This window comes from Xanthomonas sp. NCPPB 1754 (assembly GCF_041475725.2).
GTDB classification, from domain to species: Bacteria; Pseudomonadota; Gammaproteobacteria; order Xanthomonadales; family Xanthomonadaceae; genus Xanthomonas; species Xanthomonas euvesicatoria.
On record NZ_CM192982.1, the window covers coordinates 1,020,839 to 1,038,796 of the forward strand.

The 17,958-nt window shown below is 65.4% G+C and carries 18 protein-coding genes and 1 pseudogene; 7 read left to right on the plus strand and 12 right to left on the minus strand.

The window, feature by feature from the left end; genetic code table 11:
• Nucleotides 1-80: 80 nt before the first annotated feature.
• From ACCQ15_RS04465 to ACCQ15_RS04475, 3 genes and pseudogenes are all read right to left on the minus strand, one after another.
• Nucleotides 81-1,010 (minus strand): DMT family transporter, encoded by a 930-nt coding sequence (locus tag ACCQ15_RS04465; RefSeq protein WP_014089450.1) that lies wholly within the window; start codon nucleotides 1,008-1,010, stop codon nucleotides 81-83.
• An 11-nt stretch (nucleotides 1,011-1,021) separates the two neighbouring features.
• Nucleotides 1,022-1,270: pseudogene (locus ACCQ15_RS04470) on the minus strand (hypothetical protein).
• 123 nt (nucleotides 1,271-1,393) lie between these two features.
• Nucleotides 1,394-3,133: a glutamine--tRNA ligase/YqeY domain fusion protein gene (locus ACCQ15_RS04475; protein ID WP_372381255.1), complete on the minus strand. Its 1,740-nt coding sequence runs from the start codon at nucleotides 3,131-3,133 to the stop codon at nucleotides 1,394-1,396.
• Nucleotides 3,134-3,549: 416 nt separating this feature from the next.
• Between ACCQ15_RS04475 and ACCQ15_RS04480 the strand changes: the two genes are divergently transcribed.
• Nucleotides 3,550-4,191 carry a glutathione S-transferase family protein gene (locus tag ACCQ15_RS04480; protein WP_372381256.1) on the plus strand — a complete coding sequence of 214 codons (642 nt, stop codon included), beginning with the start codon at nucleotides 3,550-3,552 and terminating at the stop codon, nucleotides 4,189-4,191.
• 1 nt (nucleotide 4,192) lies between these two features.
• A complete protein-coding gene (locus ACCQ15_RS04485) occupies nucleotides 4,193-4,423 on the plus strand; it encodes a putative signal transducing protein (protein ID WP_014089453.1) in 231 nt (76 codons plus the stop codon).
• Nucleotides 4,424-4,517: 94 nt separating this feature from the next.
• Here ACCQ15_RS04485 and ACCQ15_RS04490 read toward each other — a convergent pair whose 3' ends face one another.
• From ACCQ15_RS04490 to ACCQ15_RS04500, 3 genes are read right to left on the minus strand one after another with little or no spacing between them, the layout of a single operon-like run.
• On the minus strand, nucleotides 4,518-4,982 hold the full coding sequence (locus tag ACCQ15_RS04490) for a response regulator (RefSeq protein ID WP_008572608.1): 465 nt from the start codon (nucleotides 4,980-4,982) through the stop codon (nucleotides 4,518-4,520).
• The gene (locus tag ACCQ15_RS04495) at nucleotides 4,979-6,889 is read right to left on the minus strand and encodes an ATP-binding protein (RefSeq protein ID WP_372381257.1); all 1,911 of its coding nucleotides are present in this window, start codon (nucleotides 6,887-6,889) and stop codon (nucleotides 4,979-4,981) included. Before ACCQ15_RS04495 ends, ACCQ15_RS04490 begins: the two co-directional genes overlap by 4 nt.
• The gene (locus ACCQ15_RS04500; protein WP_065628070.1) at nucleotides 6,886-7,593 is read right to left on the minus strand and encodes a helix-turn-helix transcriptional regulator; all 708 of its coding nucleotides are present in this window, start codon (nucleotides 7,591-7,593) and stop codon (nucleotides 6,886-6,888) included. Before ACCQ15_RS04500 ends, ACCQ15_RS04495 begins: the two co-directional genes overlap by 4 nt.
• 124 nt (nucleotides 7,594-7,717) lie before the next feature.
• Here ACCQ15_RS04500 and ACCQ15_RS04505 point away from each other — a divergent pair, with 124 nt between their 5' ends.
• Together ACCQ15_RS04505 and msrA are read left to right on the plus strand one after the other, a co-directional pair.
• The gene (locus tag ACCQ15_RS04505) at nucleotides 7,718-8,233 is read left to right on the plus strand and encodes an SgcJ/EcaC family oxidoreductase (protein ID WP_031421213.1); all 516 of its coding nucleotides are present in this window, start codon (nucleotides 7,718-7,720) and stop codon (nucleotides 8,231-8,233) included.
• Nucleotides 8,234-8,328: 95 nt separating this feature from the next.
• A complete protein-coding gene (msrA, locus tag ACCQ15_RS04510) occupies nucleotides 8,329-8,979 on the plus strand; it encodes a peptide-methionine (S)-S-oxide reductase MsrA (protein WP_011346502.1) in 651 nt (216 codons plus the stop codon).
• A gap of 416 nt (nucleotides 8,980-9,395) precedes the next feature.
• Here the strand turns inward: msrA and ACCQ15_RS04515 are convergent, their stop codons facing one another.
• From ACCQ15_RS04515 to rnk, 3 genes are all read right to left on the minus strand, one after another.
• Entirely contained in the window at nucleotides 9,396-9,965 is a 570-nt protein-coding gene (locus ACCQ15_RS04515) for a type 1 glutamine amidotransferase family protein (protein ID WP_008576347.1), read from the minus strand.
• A 362-nt stretch (nucleotides 9,966-10,327) separates the two neighbouring features.
• Nucleotides 10,328-11,296 carry a transaldolase gene (gene tal / locus ACCQ15_RS04520; protein WP_008576348.1) on the minus strand — a complete coding sequence of 323 codons (969 nt, stop codon included), beginning with the start codon at nucleotides 11,294-11,296 and terminating at the stop codon, nucleotides 10,328-10,330.
• Nucleotides 11,297-11,347: 51 nt separating this feature from the next.
• Nucleotides 11,348-11,788 (minus strand): nucleoside diphosphate kinase regulator, encoded by a 441-nt coding sequence (gene rnk / locus ACCQ15_RS04525; protein ID WP_011346504.1) that lies wholly within the window; start codon nucleotides 11,786-11,788, stop codon nucleotides 11,348-11,350.
• 81 nt (nucleotides 11,789-11,869) lie between these two features.
• On the opposite strand from rnk, the gene ACCQ15_RS04530 reads away from it, so the two are divergent.
• Nucleotides 11,870-12,130 (plus strand): hypothetical protein, encoded by a 261-nt coding sequence (locus ACCQ15_RS04530; protein WP_008576350.1) that lies wholly within the window; start codon nucleotides 11,870-11,872, stop codon nucleotides 12,128-12,130.
• Between the two features lie 161 nt (nucleotides 12,131-12,291).
• Here ACCQ15_RS04530 and ACCQ15_RS04535 read toward each other — a convergent pair whose 3' ends face one another.
• The 3 genes from ACCQ15_RS04535 to ahpC form a co-directional block, all read right to left on the minus strand.
• On the minus strand, nucleotides 12,292-13,233 hold the full coding sequence (locus ACCQ15_RS04535; RefSeq protein ID WP_014089459.1) for a LysR substrate-binding domain-containing protein: 942 nt from the start codon (nucleotides 13,231-13,233) through the stop codon (nucleotides 12,292-12,294).
• A 91-nt stretch (nucleotides 13,234-13,324) separates the two neighbouring features.
• Nucleotides 13,325-14,917 carry an alkyl hydroperoxide reductase subunit F gene (gene ahpF / locus ACCQ15_RS04540; protein ID WP_008576352.1) on the minus strand — a complete coding sequence of 531 codons (1,593 nt, stop codon included), beginning with the start codon at nucleotides 14,915-14,917 and terminating at the stop codon, nucleotides 13,325-13,327.
• A gap of 186 nt (nucleotides 14,918-15,103) precedes the next feature.
• A complete protein-coding gene (gene ahpC, locus ACCQ15_RS04545; protein ID WP_003488826.1) occupies nucleotides 15,104-15,667 on the minus strand; it encodes an alkyl hydroperoxide reductase subunit C in 564 nt (187 codons plus the stop codon).
• A 202-nt stretch (nucleotides 15,668-15,869) separates the two neighbouring features.
• Here ahpC and prmC point away from each other — a divergent pair, with 202 nt between their 5' ends.
• On the plus strand, nucleotides 15,870-16,730 hold the full coding sequence (prmC, locus tag ACCQ15_RS04550; RefSeq protein WP_109291194.1) for a peptide chain release factor N(5)-glutamine methyltransferase: 861 nt from the start codon (nucleotides 15,870-15,872) through the stop codon (nucleotides 16,728-16,730).
• A 234-nt stretch (nucleotides 16,731-16,964) separates the two neighbouring features.
• Nucleotides 16,965-17,906 carry a prolyl aminopeptidase gene (gene pip, locus ACCQ15_RS04555; protein WP_122273231.1) on the plus strand — a complete coding sequence of 314 codons (942 nt, stop codon included), beginning with the start codon at nucleotides 16,965-16,967 and terminating at the stop codon, nucleotides 17,904-17,906.
• The last annotated feature ends 52 nt before the right edge of the window (nucleotides 17,907-17,958 follow it).

Sequence of the window (17,958 nt, forward strand, 5' to 3'; positions counted from 1 at the left end):
ATGGTTGCGGGAGGCACATGGCGGCATCGCTGGCTGATACAGCCTGAAATCTAGGCCGCTGCGTGCATCAGGTACCGGGGTCATTTCGCTTCCGCATGCAGTGCTGCGCACCACAGCACGCCGACCAGCAGGCAGGCGATGGCGGCCAACTCCAATGGCGTGGGCAGCCGCATTTCCCAGGCGAAGCCGTACAGCAGCGCAAACACCGTCTCGAATACGATCATCTGCCCGACCAGGGTCAGCGGTAGCACGCGGCTGGCACGATTCCACAGCGCATTGCCGATGATCGAGGCCAGGATGCCCAGCAACAGCGACACGCCCCAGAAACTGGCCCACTCGAGCGGTGCATGCGCGGCACTGCCGATCAGGGCCGCCGGCGCCAGCAACAACGCCAGTGCGCCGGTGACCACGCCGGTCAGCAGCGACCAGTCGCCGCCGGACAGATCCGGGCGCCGCCGCAACCAGCGTGCATTTGCGATCGAATAGGCCGACCACGACACCAGCGCACCCGCCGCGCACAGCAGGCCGGCGATCCGGGTCAGGCGATCGCTTGCCTGCTGGCCGGAGTCGTCCTGCACGGTATCCACTGCCACCAATGTCACGCCGATCACGCACAAAACGCAGGGCGCGGCCAGACGTCGCAATTGCACCGCACCGGCGGCACGCGTCCCGATCACGGTGACCACCACCGGCAACAGCCCGATGATCAACGCCGTTGCCGCGCTGCCTGCCCACTGCACGGCGCTGCCAAGCAGCACGTAATACATCAGGTTTCCCATCAGGCTCAAGCGCACCAACGCCCACCATTCGGCAGCGCCCAGCCGGGCAGCGGTCTGCCGCGCGCGTGGCGCCAGCAGCAAGGTCGCCACGGCGCCATACGAGAGATACCGCGCCACCGCCAATTGCAGCGGCGTAAAAGCGCCCAGCAATTGCGGCGCCAGAAACACCAGCCCCCACAGCGCGCCCGCACCGATTCCGCAGGCGACACCCACCATCAAGCGTTCACGCATCGTGCTGTTCCTCAGGGCATGCATTGCAGCGTGCCGTGCGGCAGGGCGTTGATCAAGGCGGGCCCTGCAGACGGATGCAACGCCGCACGCTGCATCAGTGCGCTGTTCCAGCTTCTGTGATGTCGTCGGTCACACGCATGGCGCCGCGTGCGTGCGATGGCGCTGCGCAAATCAATGGGATGCCATCGCAGCGCATGCGCCACCGCCACGATCGTGATGGCCTGAAGCGGTCCACGGCGTGGCAGCCGCTTGCTGCGCATCGGCGTTGCGGCCGAAAGGGTGCGTGACGACGCAGGTGCGGCCTCTGCAGCCGTGCAGCCGCCGCCCAACCTAGGGAGCAGCGACGCCCGCCTTGCAAGAGCGCCGCTGTCTGTCCTGCGTGGTTACTTGGCCCAGGTATCGCGCAAGGTCACGCTGCGATTGAAGACCGGCGTGGCCGCGCTATGGTCGCGACGGTCGGCAACGAAGTAACCGCTGCGTTCGAACTGGAACGCCTGCTCCGGCGCAGCCATCGCAGCGCTCGGCTCCACGTAGCCGCGCACGTTGCGCTTGGACTCGGGGTTCAGATAATCGCGGTAGGTCTTGCCTTCGGATTCGTCGTCGGGCTTTTCCACCGAAAACAGGCGGTCGTACAGGCGGATTTCCGCTTCCACCGCGTGTACGGCGCTGACCCAGTGGATGGTGCCCTTGACCTTGCGGTTGGCGCCTTCCATGCCCGGACGCGATTCCGGATCGAGCCAGCCGCGCAGTTCGACGATCTCGCCGTCAGCGTTCTTGATCACCTCGTCCACGCGCGCAATGCCTGCGCCGCGCAAGCGGATTTCGCCGCCCGGCACCAGGCGCTTCCAGCCCTTGGGCGGAACCTCGGCAAAATCCTCGCGTTCGATCCACAGCTCGCGCGCAAACGGTACTTCGCGTGTGCCGAAGCTCTCGTCCTTGGGGTGGTTGGAAAACTGCAGCGTTTCGGTATGGCCTTCCGGCAGGTTGGTCAGCACCAGCTTGAGCGGGTCGATCACCGCCATGCGGCGCGGCGCCGCGGCGTCCAGATCCTCGCGCAGGCAACCTTCCAGCACCGAGAAATCGATCAGCGAGTTCTGCTTGCTGATGCCCACGCGGTCCACGAACAACCGCATCGCCGCCGGCGTATAGCCACGCCGGCGCAGGCCGTGCAGCGTGTACATGCGCGGGTCGTCCCAACCGTCCACCAGCTGCTCTTCCACCAGCGCGGTGAGCTTGCGCTTGCTCATCACCGTGTAGTTGATGTTGAGGCGCGAAAACTCGATCTGACGCGGCTTGGCCGCTTCGCGCGGTAAGCCCTTGTCCAGCAGCGGCTGCAGCAGTTCCGGGTGACCGGCCAGGTCCACCTTGTCCACGCACCAGTCGTACAGCGGGCGGTGGTCTTCAAATTCCAGCGTGCACAGCGAGTGGGTGATGCCTTCCACCGCATCGCCGAGCGAATGCGCGAAGTCGTACATGGGGTAGATCGGCCACGCAGTGCCGGTGTTCTGGTGCTCCACATGCTTGATGCGGTACAGCGCCGGGTCGCGCAGGTTGATGTTGCCGCTGGCCATGTCGATCTTGGCGCGCAGCGTACGTGCGCCGTCGGGGAATTCACCGGCACGCATGCGTGCGAACAGCTCCAGGTTTTCTTCGACGCTGCGCTCGCGGAACGGCGAATTGCGGCCGGGCTCGGTCAGCGTGCCACGGTATTGGCGCACCTGTTCTGCGGACAGGTCGCACACGAACGCATGGCCATCGCGAATCAGCTTCTGCGCGGCCAGGTAATACACCTGGAAATAATCCGAGGCGTGGCGCAGTTGTGCCCACTCATAGCCCAGCCAGCGCACGTCGTCCTGGATGGCCACCACGAACTCGGGGTCTTCCTTGGCCGGGTTGGTATCGTCCAGGCGCAGGTTGCACAGCCCGCCGAACTCGGCCGCCAGGCCGAAATCCAGGCAGATCGCCTTGGCATGGCCAATATGCAGGTAGCCGTTGGGCTCGGGCGGGAAGCGGGTGCGGATGACCGTGTGCTTGCCGCTGGCCAGATCCTCGCGGACGATCTGGCGGATGAAGTCTTTCTTCTCCGCCGGGGCGGTGGCGTCGGTGGCTAGGGTCTCGGACATGCGCGCATCAGCAATGGGTAAACCGCAAGTTTAGGCGGTGGCACCGGTTAGGGGTAGGCGCGGGGCGCGGCGGGGCGGCTTCCGGGCGTTGGTTTGCGCGGGGTTGGGTCCCGGGCAGCCCCTGCAGGCCGTGCCGGCGATGTGCGGATCTGTCGTCGCCGGTTTCACGATGCAACCCACGGCACGCCAGGCGGCGCCGACGGATCTGGCGAGCAGGCGCGGTCGGCGTGCCCATTGCGCAGCAACCACGGCGCAAGGCCCGCTCTCACCTCACGCTTGGCCTTTTCACGTTGTTGGCCCGCACGCGCGGCCTTGCGCGCGTGCTGCAGGACTAGGCGTGCCTGCGGCCGGGCATGGCTGGCGGGTATCGGCCGCGACGCGTACGCTGCGCCGACCCCGTTGGAGCGCTCCTGCCCATGCCACTGCCCCGTCTGGTGATCGGCGACAAGACCTTGTCTTCCTGGTCGTTGCGGCCGTGGCTGCTGTTGCGACACTTCAGGGTGCCGTTCGAGGAAGTCGCGCTGCCGCTGGCGACGCCCGAATTCCAGGCGCGCATTGCCGGGTATTCGCCGACCCGCCAGGTGCCGGTGCCGTGGGACGACGCCCTGCATGTGTGGGATTCGCTGGCGATCTGCGAATACATCAACGAGCGCTGGTTGGACGGCCGCGGCTGGCCGGCCGACCTGGCCGTGCGTGCACAGGCGCGCGCGGCCGCGGCAGAGATGCATTCGGGCTTTGCGGCCTTGCGCAGCCAATTGCCGATGAATTTGGCCCGCGCGCCGGGCCCTGCCCAGTGGGATGCCGCGGCCGAGCGCGACATCACGCGCATTCAGGCGCTGTGGGCCAGCCTGCGCGCCGAGCACGGCCATGCCGGGCAGTTCCTGTGCGGGCAGTTCGGCATTGTCGATGCGATGTATGCGCCGGTGGCGCTGCGTTTTTCCAGCTACGGCGTGCCGCTGTTTGAAGCGGCCGGAGATTATGTGGCGGCGCTGGATGCATTGCCGGCGCTACGCGACTGGCGCAATGGCGCGCAGCGCGAACGTGCAGAGCGCAGCTGAGATGCAGATCGCCTACCGCGCCAGTCACCTCATCGATGCGCATCTGGCCAAGCACGCGCTGGAAGATGCCGGCATCACCGCGTTTGTCTTCGGTGAATCGCTGCTGGGCGGTGCCGGCGAGCTGCCCGCCTTCGGCGTGCTGCAGGTCTGCGTGGCAGATATGCATTTGACTCAGGCCCAGGCGGTGCTGGCGGAGATCGGCTTGTGCGGGCAGGTCACGCGGGCGCTGTAGCGCAGCGCCAGTCGTAGGAGCGCACCCGGGCGCGACGAGGCTCTGCCGATAAACGCCACGTCGCGCCCAGGTGCGCTCCTGCGATGTATGCGCGTCATTCCTGCTGACGCCACCCCGGCGGCGCTGCATCCGGCGCGGCCAATGCGCGCAGACGCTTGAACAACACGGTGGTTTCGGCCACGTTCCAGACCCGCAGTGCGACTTCGAAGGTATCCAGCGGCTTGGTCAAAAAGTCCTTGGCGCCCAGGCCCAGGGCGCGGTGGCGCGCGCTGCGGCTGGGGTCGGCGGTGAGCACGATCACGGGCAGGAACCGGCCAGGGTCTGACAGCCGCGCCAGCTGTTCCAGCAGCGCGTAGCCGTCCAACTCGGGCATCTTCAGATCCAGCAGGATCAGGTCCGGGGCAAATGCCGAGACCAGGCCCATGACCCGTAGCGGATCGGTGGTGGCGATCACTTGCTGGAAACCTTCGCGTTGCAGCAGGTCTTCGAGCAACCGCACGTTGGCCGGCTCGTCGTCGACGATGAGGATGCGGGAACCGAGAATTTCGTCGCGTGTCATGCCAGCAACCCGTCGATCACGGTGAAGAATTCCGCCACGTCGAGCGGCTTGGTCAGATAGGCGCGCACGCCTTGATTGCCCACGCGCGCCAGTGTGGCGGTGGTGGCATCGGCACTGATCACCACCACCGGGATGGCCGCCAGCGCCGGCTGCGCCTGCAATTCGCGCAACAGCTCTTCGCCGTTGCCATCGCTCAGGTGCAGGTCCAGCAGGATCAGATCCGGCGCGCCGTGCTGCAATAGCGCACGCGCCTGCGCCAGGCTGGCCGCCTCGAGCAGCTGCCACTGCGGGCGACGCTCGGTGAGCGTGCGGATCAACGCCTGATTGGATGGATTGTCTTCGATGCTCAACAGCCGGCACACGCCGCTGCCGGCACTGCTTGGCGGTACCAGCGGCCGCGCCGGTTCACTGTGCCGATGCTCGCCCTGCGGCAGCGAAATCCAGAACCGCGCGCCCTCGCTGCTGCTGTGCACGCCGATCTGTCCACCCATCGCCTCGATCAAGCGCTTGCTCAGCGCCAACCCCAGCCCGGTGCCTTCCACCGCAGAGCGCTCGGCGCCCAAGCGCTCGAACGGTGTAAACAGGCGGTCGATCTGCGCCGGGGTCAGCCCCGCGCCCTGGTCGGCAACCGTAATACGCACCTGTTCGCCATCGGCCTGCGCGCTCACCTGCACCTGCCCGCCAGTACGATTGAACTTGACCGCGTTCGACAGCAGATTGAGCAGCACCTGGCGCAGCCGCTGCGCATCGGCGCGCACCGTCCACGGTCCGTCGATGGATGCCGGTTGCAGTGCAATGCCATGCTTGTCGGCATCCGGCGCGATCAGTCCCAGGGCTTCGTGCGCGGCCGCGCGTACCGAGACCGGCTCCGGACTCAGATCAAGTTGATCGGCTTCGATACGCGCGATGTCCAGCAGCTCGGTGATCAACCCGAGCAAGTGCCTGCCGGCACCCAGAATGTGCTGCAGATGCCGCCGATGACCCGGCTCGGGCAGATCCATTTCCAGCACCTGCGCATAGCCCAGGATCGCATTGAGCGGAGTCCGCAGTTCATGGCTGCTGCGCGAGAGAAATTCGGTTTTTGCGCGGTTGGCGGTTTCGGCCTCGCGCCGCGCCAGTTGCGCTTCGGCTGCGCGTGCGGCCAACAATTCGCTGGCTTGCGCCAGACGCTGGCCGACCTGGCCCAGTTCGTCGCCGGCACGCGGCTGCGGTGCCAGCGGCAGGCCTTCGCCCAGCCGGTCGGCGTTGGCGGCCAGGGTGCGCAGGCGCCCGGACAATGCCGAGGCGAACCATGCCACGGCAAATACCGCGCCCAGCCCGCCCAGCATCGCCGCGCTCAAGGTGATGATGAGGTTGCGCTGGCGCAGCCCTTGCGCCTTGGCGGTACGTACCTGCAACTGCGCGGTTTCGTAGTTGCGCAACTCGCGCAGTTCCGCACGCAGGATGTCGAGTTTGTACTTGCCATCCCACAGTTGCCGGATCTCTTCTTCGCGGCTCAGATCCGGTGCCAGCAATCGGCGCCAACCCTGCATTTTTTCCGCAAAAAGCGGCTTGATGCGCGCAAAGCGCCGCGCTTGGCTGGGATCGGTGATGCGTTGCGAAAGACGGTCGGCCACGCGCTGCAGCCGCGGCTCGGCATCGCGATACGGGGTCAGGAATTCATCGCGCCGCACCAGCCGATATCCGCGCACGCCGGCCGCGGTTTCGGCCAACAGTGCGTGCGCTTCATACAGATCGCTGAGCACTTCCAGGGTCTGCCGCACGTCGTTTTCGGCGGCGATGTTCTGCCGTTCCACGCTGTAGATCGCCATCAACGCAACGGCCAGCAACAGCAGCGGCAGGGTGACCACCGCCAGGCTTTTGCGGGTAATCGGCCAATCGTTCCAACGCACCGCCAATGCATTCATAGCGCAAGTCCGGATTGGACCGCGTACACCGCGGCCTGGGTGCGATCTTTTACCTCAAGTTTCTGCAGGATTCGCTCCACGTGCACTTTGACCGTGCCGGGAGAAATCCCCAGTTCAGCTGCGAGGGTCGCGTTGGTGAGTCCGCGCGGGAGCAACGACAACACCTGTTTTTCGCGCTTGCTCAACGCGCCCAGACGGTCGTCCTGCAGTGGTTTGCGCCGCCGCGTGGCAACCGGTTTGGCCGGCTCCGCCACCATCGCCGGCAGCAGCAGCGCGAACGCCTGCAGCGCCTGCACGTCGTCATTGCCGGGGGCCGGGCGGCCTTCGCTCCAGGCCACGCAGAGCATGCCGTGCGTGGTGCCCAGCGCGTGGATCGGCACCCTGGCTTCGCGGATGTCGGACGGGCGCGGTGGCATCAACCAGGCCGCTTCCTGGCCGTCGCCGGCGGCGCTGGCACCGGGCGGCAATGCACGGCCGCGGCTGGCCAACACTTGCGCGCGCGGGCCGCGCTGCGCCAGTACCGCGCCGTGTTCCAGGCCCAGCAGCAGCAGCACCCGCCCAAGGACCGCATCGCAGGCCTGCTCGGGGCTGTGCACATGGCGCAGTGCAACGGCAGCTTCCCACAGCGCCTGCCAACGCGCGCTATCGGAGGCCTCGCGGCGCAAGGCTAGGCGCCAATCGCCAGCATTGGTGGGAGTTTCCATAGGCTCGCTCTAGGCCGATCAGCATATTTGAGTATATGCCACCCGGCAGAATTGTTGGGGCTGCTTGATTTCGATACTGAGCCTGCCCGCTGAGGCACCCCCATCAATCACACGGAGATTTCCCATGCGTCGCACCCTCTTCTCTCTGGTACTGGCTCTGGCTGCCACCCCGGCGCTGGCTGGCGGCGTGATGCATTACACCGACAAGGCCAAGCTGCCGGCCGGCGGCGAAGAACGCGAAGTCGCTGCGCTGTTCGACACCTGGAACGCGGCGTTGGCCACGGGCAACCCGCACAAGGTGGCCGACCTGTACGCACCGGACGGCGTGCTGCTGCCGACGGTCTCCAACGAAGTGCGCGCCTCGCGCGAGCAGATCGAAAACTACTTCGAGATGTTCCTGACCAAGAAGCCGCAGGGCGTGGTCAATTACCGCACCGTGCGCGTGCTCGACGACGACAGCGCCGTGGATGCCGGGGTGTACACCTTCACGCTGACCGACAAGCACGGCAACAAGAGCAACGTGCAGGCCCGCTACACCTTCGTGTACGAAAAGCGCGACGGCAAGTGGTTGATCATCAACCACCACAGCTCGGCGATGCCGGAAGTGGACACGCGCGCGGCGGTTGCCAAGGCGAAGTAATGCGGCGCGGGCGACAGGCGCTGGCCGGGCAGGCTTGAAAGTGGCTCTGGCCGGCGCCATCCAGCAGGCAATCCTCACGATTGCGGAGTTGCACCATGCTGGGAATCGGCGCCTTCAAACAACGTATGCCACGCCCGGGCGAGGCACTACCCGGGCGCGAGCAAGCGCTGCCGCTGCATAACACGCACCTGGTCAACGGCCATCCGTTGCGCGGAGAGTTCATCGGTCTGGCCCAGGTGCAATTCGGGCTCGGCTGTTTCTGGGGCGCGGAACGCAAGTTCTGGAACGTGCCAGGGGTCTACACCACAGCGGTGGGTTACGCCGGCGGGCAGACGCCGAACGCGACCTACTCGGAAGTGTGTTCAGGGCAGACCGGCCACACCGAAGCGGTGCTGGTGGTGTTCGACGAACAAGCGGTGTCGTTCGCACAATTGCTGCGCACCTTCTGGGAAAGCCACGACCCCACCCAGGGCATGCAGCAGGGTAATGATGTCGGCACGCAATACCGTTCGGCGATTTACTGCACCACGCAGGCGCAGTACGACGCCGCGCTTGCCAGCCGCGATGCGTATCAGCAACAACTGACTGCAGCCGGGTACGGCGCAATCACCACGGAGATCCGTTTCCCGGCGCCCACGTTCTATTACGCCGAAGACGATCATCAGCAATATCTGGCCAAGCACCCCAATGGTTATTGCGGGCTTGGCGGCACGGGAGTGAGCTGCCCGATCGGGCTGGATGCCTGACGGAAAGGCGGGCCGGATTGAAACGCTGTCGTCCACATGATCGTGGCAGCGTGCCGATGGCCGACAGTGACCGGCAGCGTTATCACGATCAGGCACTGCATGGGAGTGCGTGCTAGGCAACTTGAATGGCTGCGTCGGAGACGGCGCGGCCATTTTTTTAACGGAGATCGCAACACACGCTGGCGATGGGACGATATGTCTGTAAGGTGAACCGGCTCGGCGACGCTGTACAGCGAATCGGTGGTGTGAGTTGTTGCGGCGAGCGCCGCAGAGGGCCGGGCAGCACATCATCGGAGGCTGCTCAGCGCGGGCAAATACTCCTGGTGATTGGCCGCGAACGGTATGCAGACTCGATACAAGCAATCAGCACGGTGAGCCAGGGCGGGCATCAGCTGTACCGGCTTAAATCCGTTGGATTAAACGAATTCTCCGGCAAACATGCCGCGCAACTGGGCAAGCGTATCGGTGCGCTCCGGATGCAATTGCCGCATGCATGCCAATGCAAAATTCACCGGGCTGGTGCCAGGTGCGGTGATGACGCCATCGGCGCTGACGACCTTTTCGTGGCGATAGTGCGCGGCGCCTGCGTACGGCACCACGTGCTCCTGCAAGAAGGCCAACGCGTTGCTGGTGTGCGCGCGCTCATCGAGCAGGCCGGCATAGGCGAAGGCGAGGGTGGCGCCGCAAATCGCCGCGACCGGGCGCTGCTGCTGCACGCGCTCGACCAGCAAGCCGCTCAGCCCGGGAATTTCGCCGGCTTGCCAGCGTTCGCTGCCGGGCAGGATCCACAGATCGGCCTGCAGTGGCGCCAGATCGGAGAGGGCGAATTCTGGCGTGATGCGCACCCCGCCGATGGACTGCAGCGGTTGCCCGTCGATACTGGCGATGGCGACCTGGTCGCCGAACCATTCGCGTGCTGCCGGCAGCACCACGCCGATTTCCCAATCGGCCACGCCATCGACCATCACCACTGCAATGTTTGCCATTGTCCGTTACGCCAGTTGAGTGAATCCGGATTCTAGGCAGTGCGCGTGCAGCGGGTGTAAGCGATATGTGGAGAGCAGGGGGTTTGGTCCAAGCGGTACACGGCGCAGGCATGGCTGTACTGTGCCGCGCGGTCTTCTGTCTGTCGTGCAGGGGCGCTGACAGGCGGCTGCTGTTCGATCCCCGCCAATGCCGGCTGCGGAAGCGGCAACGCCCACGTCCACGTCCACGAGCTGCCCGCATCCTTACCCGTTATCGCGATGCAGACCGGCTTGGCCGCACATCTCTAAACCAGACTCAAAAACGACAACGCCCGCAGCCAGGCAGCTGCAGGCGTTGTATGCAGAACAGGCTCGCTGTGTGATTAGCCAGCGAGCTTGTCGGCGATGGTCTTGCGCAGTGCGTGCAAGTCCTTGGCGAACGTGTCGATACCGCCGGCCAGCTTCTCGGTGGCCATCGGGTCGGCGGCCAGGCCCGAAGCGAAGCTGTCGCTGTCGATCGGGGTGAACTGGGCATTGTCGGCCTTGGCCGGCGAGAGCTTGCGCGGCAATTCGCCGTGCTCGGCGTCGAGCTTTTCCAGCAGGTCCGGCGAAATGGTCAGGCGGTCGCACCCCGCCAACGCTTCGATCTGCGCAGTGGAGCGGAACGAGGCGCCCATGACCACGGTGGACGAGCCGCGCTGCTTGAACTCGTTGTAGACGGTGCGCACGAAGACCACGCCCGGGTCTTCGTCGATGCTGGCCGGGGTCTGCCCCTGGGCGACGTAGTAGTCCAGGATGCGGCCGACGAACGGCGAGATCAGGAACACGCCGGCTTCCGCACATGCCAGCGCCTGCGCGCGGTTGAAGATCAATGTCAGATTGCAGTCGATGCCTTCGCGTTGCAGCTGGCGCGCGGCTTCGATGCCTTCCCAGGTCGCTGCAATCTTGATCAGGATCTTGTCCTTGGACACGCCGCGCTCGGCGTACATCGCAACGAACTTGCGCGCCTTGGCGATGGTGGCCTGGGTGTCGTACGCCAGGTCGGCATCGACTTCGGTGGAGACACGGCCCGGGACCAGCTCGGCCAGCTTGACGCCGACGCCGACGGTGAGGCGGTCGGCCACTTCGTTGACGGTGCTGGTGCGGTCTTCGCCACCGTGTTCGCGGCCCCAGGCCAGTTCGCGTTCGATCAGGTCGGCATACACCGGCAGATCCAATGCCTTTTTGACCAGGGTGGGATTGGTGGTGCAGTCGACCGGCTGCAGGCGCTTGATGGCGTCGTAGTCGCCGGTATCGGCAACGACGACGGACAGTTCACGCAGCTGGGCGAGCTTGGAGGGGGATGCAGTCATGCGGGTTCTCTCGAATCGTGGAACGGGTCGGGGATGGCGCAGCGCGCTACGTTAGCGCGCCGCGCGCCGGAAGTCGCCCGCTGCTGCGGGTTGGTCGTGCACGGCAGTCACGCGCAGGCGCAGGTCGCGTCCGTCGGGCGTACGCCAATCGATGCTCTGGCCGACCGACAGGCCGAGCAACGCGCTGCCGACCGGCGCGAGCACCGAGATGCGGCCGTGCTGCACATCGGCCTCATGCGGGTACACAAGGGTGAGCGTATGCCGTTCGCCATGCAGTTGGTCCTCGCATTCGATGCGTGAGTGCATGGTGACAACATCGCCGGGAATCTGGTCGGGCGGCAGCACGCGGGCGCGGCCCAGTTCGTCGCTCAGCGCAGTGGCGGCGGGATGCTTGTTGAAGGCTGGCGAATCGAGCAATGCCTCAAGCCGGGCAAGGTCGTGGCTGGACACCAGGATGGATGGCGGCAAGCCGCTGTGGTGTTGCGAAGTCATGGCAGTCTCCTCATAGAAACGGCTCGCCGACATGGCAAGCAGCACTGACAAGATGAGGGCGCCGGCGGCTGATCGCAATGCATGGATGGCAAACCCAAGGCCCTGGCAAGGGCCGCCACGCAGGCGCTGCAGGCCTGGTGCAGCGAGCAAGCGCTGCGGTTGGATCAATTGGAGGAGGGCATGACGGCCGCTGCACACGAGCCTGCTTCCAGCGCATGCCGCAAACGCCGCACTATCGGTCTCAAGCAAGCGAACAAGACGCTACGCGTAAATCGCATGGTCGCATGGTCGCGTGGGCAGCGTGCCCTCGCCAGCCGCGTCGAGCAGACAGCGGCGGATTGATGCTGGGCAAGAGGGCTGTACACAAACAAGCTGGGCAAGAGGGCTGCACACAAACAAAAAGCGACGCTCGCGCGCCGCCCAATTCCAAACCTCCAACCGCAGCCAAAGCGACCGCAACCGCGATACGCTTTTACGATTCCCGATTCCCGATTCCCGATTCCCTAAGCCGCAACCGCCTTCGGTCCCATCGTAGGCTGATCCACGGTGAACAGGCTCTCGGGCAATTCCTTGAACAGTTGCGACAGCTGCTCCAGAAACGCGGTCATGGCCGAACTGCGCCGCCACGCCATCGCAATGCGGCGGCTGGGCTGCTTGTCTTCACGGAAGCGGATCAGGCGGATGTTTTCCGAGCGCGCAACCGGAGGCTTGACCGCCAGCAGGGGCAGCAAGGTCACGCCGACATTCGCCGCGACCATCTGGCGCAGGGTTTCCAAACTGGTGGCCTGAAATTCGGATTTTTCCATCGCCCCGGCCAGGTGGCAGACATCCAGTGCTTGGTCGCGCAAGCAGTGGCCATCTTCCAGCAGCAACAGGCGCTGCTCGGACAAGTCGTCCAGGGTCATGCTGTCGTGTCGCGACAGCGGGTGGCCTTCCGGCACGGCCAGCACGAAGGGTTCTTCGAACAGGAATTCGGCATGCAGTTGGTCGTCCTGCAATGGCAATGCAAGCAGCGCGGCATCCAGCCGGCCTTCGCGCAACTGGTGCATCAGCTGGTCGCTCTTTTCTTCGATCAGCAGCAATTCCAGACGCGGAAAACGCTCGCGGATGCGCGGTACCACGTGCGGCAACAAATACGGGGCCAGGGTGGGAAAGATGCCCAGACGTACCGTGCCCGCTTCCGGGTCCTGGCTGCGGCGTGCGGCTTCCTTCATCTGTTCCACCTCGGCCACGATGCTGCGCGCACGCACGGCAGCTTCGCGGCCGGCCGGGGTCAGCATGACCTTGCGCGGCGCACGCTCCACCAGCGACACGCCGAGTTCGTCTTCGAGTTTCTTGATCTGGGTGGACAGCGTCGGCTGGCTGACAAAGCAGGCCGACGCAGCGCGGCCGAAATGCTTGTGGTCGGCCAGGGCTACCAGATATTTCAGGTCACGCAGATTCATGTGCAGCAGCCTTCATTGCGGTGACGGGGAACGACTGGCGCGTGTTGCAAGCCTAGCGCCCGGGTCGGCCGGGCGCTAAGCAGGCGCTCGCTTATGCCGCCTGGGCCACGCTGTCGGCAGTGGCCGGTGCGCTGGTGCGGATCAGATGGTCGAATGCGCTCAACGCGGCCTTGGAACCTTCGCCCATCGCGATCACGATTTGCTTGTACGGCACCGTGGTGGCGTCGCCCGCGGCGAACACGCCGGGCACATCGGTCTGGCCGCGGTCGTCGACGATGATTTCGCCGCGCGGCGACAGCGCCACCGTGCCGCGCAGGAACTCGGTGTTGGGCAGCAGGCCGATCTGCACGAACACACCTTCCAGCTCGATGTGCTGGATATCGCCGCCGGTGCGGTCCTTGTAGACCAGACCGGTCACCTTCTGCCCGTCGCCCAGCACCTCAGTGGTCTGCGCGCTGGTGATGATGCGCACGTTGTGCAGGCTGCGCAGCTTGCGTTGCAACACTTCGTCGGCGCGCAGCTTGTCGTCGAATTCCACCAGCGTGACATGCGCCACGATGCCGGCCAGATCGATCGCCGCTTCCACGCCGGAGTTGCCTCCGCCGATCACCGCCACGCGCTTGCCCTTGAACAGCGGGCCGTCGCAGTGCGGGCAATACGCCACGCCCTTGTTCTTGTACTGGTCTTCGCCGGGCACGTTCATCTGCCTCCAGCGCGCGCCGGTGGACAGGATCACGGTCTTGCTCTTGAGCGAGGCACCATTGGCCAGCTTGATTTCGATCAGGCCGTCGGCACCGGCCGGAATCAGCTGCTCGGCACGCTGCAGGTTCATGATGTCCACGTCGTACTGGCGCACGTGCTGCTCGAGCGCGGCGGCCATCTTCGGGCCTTCGGTTTCCGGCACGGAGATGAAGTTTTCGATCGACATGGTGTCCAGCACCTGGCCACCGAAACGCTCGGCCGCCACACCGGTGCGGATGCCCTTGCGTGCGGCATACACCGCCGCTGCCGAACCGGCCGGGCCACCGCCCACCACCAAAACGTCGAACGCTTCCTTCGCGGCGATTTTCGCTGCGTCGCGCTTGGCGGCATTGGTGTCGAGCTTGGCGACAATCTGCTCCAGCGTCATGCGGCCCTGGTCGAACAGCTCGCCGTTCAAGTACACGGTGGGCACCGACATGATCTGGCGGGCCTCCACTTCGTCCTGGAACCAGGCACCGTCGATGGCCACGTGCTTGATGCGCGGGTTGAGCACGGCCGCCAGGTTCAGCGCCTGCACCACGTCCGGGCAGTTCTGGCACGACAGCGAGAAATAGGTTTCGAACTGGTAGTCGCCCTCCAGGTGCTGCACCTGCTCGATCAGTTCGGCTGCCGCCTTGGACGGGTGGCCGCCCACCTGCAGCAGCGCCAGCACCAGCGAGGTGAACTCGTGGCCCATCGGCAGTCCGGCAAAGCGCAGCGAAATGTCCTGGCCCGGCGTGGTCAGTGCGAACGACGGCTTGCGCTGGTTGTCGTCGCGGTGGATGTCCAGGCTGATCTTGTCCGAGAGCAGGACCAACTCTTCCAGCAGGTCGAGCATTTCGCGCGAGCCGGCACTGTCGTCGATCGAGGCGTTGATTTGAATCGGCCGCGTCACCCGTTCCAGGTAGGCGGTCAGCTGGGTCTTGAGATTGGCATCCAACATGGAGAACTCCTGGGAATGGGCAAGGGGAGGGCGTGGCGTCGCTGCGCTGAGGCAGGTCGCCGGGAAGGAAGGGAGTGAACCGCAGCCGGCGCGAGGTCGGGATGCGTGCTGGCGGCGGCTGGCGGGCAGCCCGGCACCGGCTCCGGTTCACCCCCGGCCCTTATCGGGCCGGAGGTGACAGCCGGCTTAGATCTTGCCGACCAGGTCCAGCGACGGAGCCAGGGTCTTGGCGCCTTCCTTCCACTTGGCCGGGCAGACCTGGCCAGGATTGTTGGCCACGAACTGTGCCGCGGTCAGCTTGCGCAGCGTCTCGGTGACGTCGCGAGCGATGGAGTTGTCGTGGATTTCCAGGGTCTTGATCACGCCTTCCGGATTGATGATGAAGGTGCCGCGCAGCGCCAGGCCTTCTTCTTCGATATGCACGCCGAACGCGCGGGTCAGCTTGTGGGTCGGGTCGCCGATCAACGGGAACTGCGCCTTGCCCACGGCCGGCGAGGTCTCGTGCCACACCTTGTGCGAGAAATGCGTGTCGGTGGTGACGATGTAGACCTCGGCGCCAGCCTTCTGGAAGGCGGCATAGTTGTCGGCGGCGTCTTCCACTTCGGTCGGGCAGTTGAAGGTGAACGCGGCCGGCATGAAGATCAGCACCGACCACTTGCCCTTCAGGCTGGCTTCGGTGACTTCGATGAAGTTGCCGTTGTGGTACGCATTCGCCTTGAACGGCTGGACCTGAGTGTTGATGAGAGACATTGAGTTTCCTCGTGCGGTGAAAAGGGGGCGGGGGATGGAACAGGCGCCATGGTAGACAGGATCGATAGATTCCTCAAATCGATTGATGGAATTGCATAGATAGTCTTAGGCTATCGACTCGTCAGATGGCATCTAGCGCAATCGCGGTGCACGCCATGGTCGATAATGGTCAGCCGATGTTGCGTGTAGGTGAACAGCCCGTATGTCCGACGATCTCGCCGCCATTCCCGCCGATCAGCTGCTTCGCCGCGCCGCCGGACGGGTCGAGCGCGGCGATGCCGAAGCACTGCTGCTGCACGCGCTGGGCCGTGATCGTGCCTGGTTGTTCATGCACGGGCGCGATGCGGTGCCTCTATCGGTCGCGCAGGCCTTCAATGCCCTGGTGCAGCGCCGTGAGGCCGGCGAGCCGGTGGCCTATCTGACCGGCTCGCGCGGATTCTGGACGCTGGACCTAGCGGTCTCGCCGGCCACGTTGATCCCGCGCGCCGATACAGAAGTGCTGGTCGAGCTCGCGCTGGAGCGCCTGGACACCGTGCCAGGCCGTCGTGTCGCCGATCTGGGGACCGGCAGCGGCGCGATCGCGCTGGCCATCGCCAGTGAACGTCCGCAGGCGCAGGTGATCGCCACCGATGCCAGCGCCGCGGCGCTGGCGATGGCCCGGCGCAATGCAGACAGCCATGGGCTGCGCAATGTCGACTGCCGGCAGGGGAGCTGGTTTGCGCCGCTGGCTGGCGAGGCTTTCGACCTGATCGCCAGCAACCCGCCGTATATCGCCGCCCACGACCCGCACCTGCAGCAGGGCGATCTGCGCTACGAACCGGCCAGTGCCCTGGCCTCGGGCAGCGACGGGCTGGACGATATTCGCCTGATCGTGGCCGATGCGCCTGCGCATCTGCTGCCCGGCGGCTGGTTGCTGCTGGAGCATGGCTGGGACCAGGGAGTGGCGGTGGCCGAACTGCTGGCCGCACGCGGCTTCGCTGCGGTGGCCACGCATCAGGATCTGGAGCGGCGTGATCGCGTGACCTTGGGGCGCTGGTCGCCAGCTGCGGGCCAGGCCGGCTGAGCAATTGCCGCAGCGTCATTGTCGGCAGACTGGCCGCACGTTCCGGAGCGGAGCACGCGCGTTCGATCGAGCGGTTGCGCGCACCGAGTGCGCCCGCCTGCCGGCAAGCGCGCAAGGTCGATGTGCTCTTCAGCGCCTCGCCCATCACCGCGCACCGGTCTTTTCGATCACATGGCGTTGCCCGTGTGCGCCCGCAGCAGCCGATACACTAGCGGTTTCCCGCAGGACCGACGCATGCGCACGCTCTATCCCGAGATCACGCCCTACCAGCAGGGCAGCCTGAAGGTCGACGACCGCCACACGCTGTATTTCGAGCAGTGCGGCAATCCGCAGGGCAAGCCGGTGGTGATGTTGCATGGCGGCCCTGGCGGCGGATGCAACGACAAGATGCGGCGCTTCCACGACCCGGCCAAGTACCGCATCGTGTTGTTCGATCAGCGCGGTTCCGGCCGGTCCACGCCGCATGCCGATCTGGTAGACAACACCACCTGGGATCTGGTGGCCGATATCGAACGGCTGCGCACGCATCTGGGCATCGACCGCTGGCAGGTGTTCGGGGGCAGCTGGGGCTCCACGCTGGCGCTGGCCTATGCGCAGACCCACCCGCAGCAGGTCACCGAGCTGGTGCTGCGCGGCATCTTTCTGCTGCGCCGCTTCGAACTGGAATGGTTCTACCAGGAAGGCGCCAGCCGGCTGTTCCCGGATGCCTGGGAGCACTACATCAACGCGATTGCGCAGGACGAGCGCGGCGACCTGATCGCTGCCTTCCATCGCCGCCTCACCAGCGATGACGAGGCCACGCGCCTGGCCGCGGCCAAGGCCTGGAGCGTGTGGGAAGGCGCCACCAGCTTCCTGCATGTGGACGAGGACTTCGTCACCGGGCATGAAGACGCGCACTTTGCCCTGGCGTTCGCACGCATCGAAAACCATTACTTCGTCAACGGCGGTTTCTTCGAGGTCGAAGACCAGTTGCTGCGCGACGCGCATCGCATTGCCGACATTCCCGGCGTGATCGTGCACGGCCGCTACGATGTGGTCTGCCCGCTGCAAAGCGCGTGGGACCTGCACAAGGTGTGGCCGAAGGCGCAGTTGCAGATCAGCCCGGCTTCCGGGCATTCGGCGTTCGAGCCGGAAAACGTCGATGCCTTGGTGTGTGCCACCGACGGGTTTGCGTGAGCGAATGCATGCACATCGATCAGAGTTCGCTTTGGTCGATGTGCATGATCAC

Excerpts from the sequence above, each read along its gene's own strand:
- ACCQ15_RS04530 (WP_008576350.1), top strand. The coding sequence starts at position 11,870 with ATGGATGGCAAACCCAAGGCCCTGGCAAGGGCCGCCACGCAGGCGCTG.
- ACCQ15_RS04485 (WP_014089453.1), top strand. The coding sequence starts at position 4,193 with ATGCAGATCGCCTACCGCGCCAGTCACCTCATCGATGCGCATCTGGCC.
- pip (WP_122273231.1), top strand. The coding sequence starts at position 16,965 with ATGCGCACGCTCTATCCCGAGATCACGCCCTACCAGCAGGGCAGCCTG.
- ahpF (WP_008576352.1), bottom strand. The coding sequence starts at position 14,917 with ATGTTGGATGCCAATCTCAAGACCCAGCTGACCGCCTACCTGGAACGG.
- prmC (WP_109291194.1), top strand. The coding sequence starts at position 15,870 with ATGTCCGACGATCTCGCCGCCATTCCCGCCGATCAGCTGCTTCGCCGC.
- msrA (WP_011346502.1), top strand. The coding sequence starts at position 8,329 with ATGCTGGGAATCGGCGCCTTCAAACAACGTATGCCACGCCCGGGCGAG.
- ACCQ15_RS04465 (WP_014089450.1), bottom strand. The coding sequence starts at position 1,010 with ATGCGTGAACGCTTGATGGTGGGTGTCGCCTGCGGAATCGGTGCGGGC.
- rnk (WP_011346504.1), bottom strand. The coding sequence starts at position 11,788 with ATGACTTCGCAACACCACAGCGGCTTGCCGCCATCCATCCTGGTGTCC.
- ACCQ15_RS04515 (WP_008576347.1), bottom strand. The coding sequence starts at position 9,965 with ATGGCAAACATTGCAGTGGTGATGGTCGATGGCGTGGCCGATTGGGAA.
- ACCQ15_RS04505 (WP_031421213.1), top strand. The coding sequence starts at position 7,718 with ATGCGTCGCACCCTCTTCTCTCTGGTACTGGCTCTGGCTGCCACCCCG.
- ACCQ15_RS04475 (WP_372381255.1), bottom strand. The coding sequence starts at position 3,133 with ATGTCCGAGACCCTAGCCACCGACGCCACCGCCCCGGCGGAGAAGAAA.
- ahpC (WP_003488826.1), bottom strand. The coding sequence starts at position 15,667 with ATGTCTCTCATCAACACTCAGGTCCAGCCGTTCAAGGCGAATGCGTAC.
- ACCQ15_RS04535 (WP_014089459.1), bottom strand. The coding sequence starts at position 13,233 with ATGAATCTGCGTGACCTGAAATATCTGGTAGCCCTGGCCGACCACAAG.
- ACCQ15_RS04500 (WP_065628070.1), bottom strand. The coding sequence starts at position 7,593 with ATGGAAACTCCCACCAATGCTGGCGATTGGCGCCTAGCCTTGCGCCGC.
- ACCQ15_RS04495 (WP_372381257.1), bottom strand. The coding sequence starts at position 6,889 with ATGAATGCATTGGCGGTGCGTTGGAACGATTGGCCGATTACCCGCAAA.
- ACCQ15_RS04480 (WP_372381256.1), top strand. The coding sequence starts at position 3,550 with ATGCCACTGCCCCGTCTGGTGATCGGCGACAAGACCTTGTCTTCCTGG.
- ACCQ15_RS04490 (WP_008572608.1), bottom strand. The coding sequence starts at position 4,982 with ATGACACGCGACGAAATTCTCGGTTCCCGCATCCTCATCGTCGACGAC.
- tal (WP_008576348.1), bottom strand. The coding sequence starts at position 11,296 with ATGACTGCATCCCCCTCCAAGCTCGCCCAGCTGCGTGAACTGTCCGTC.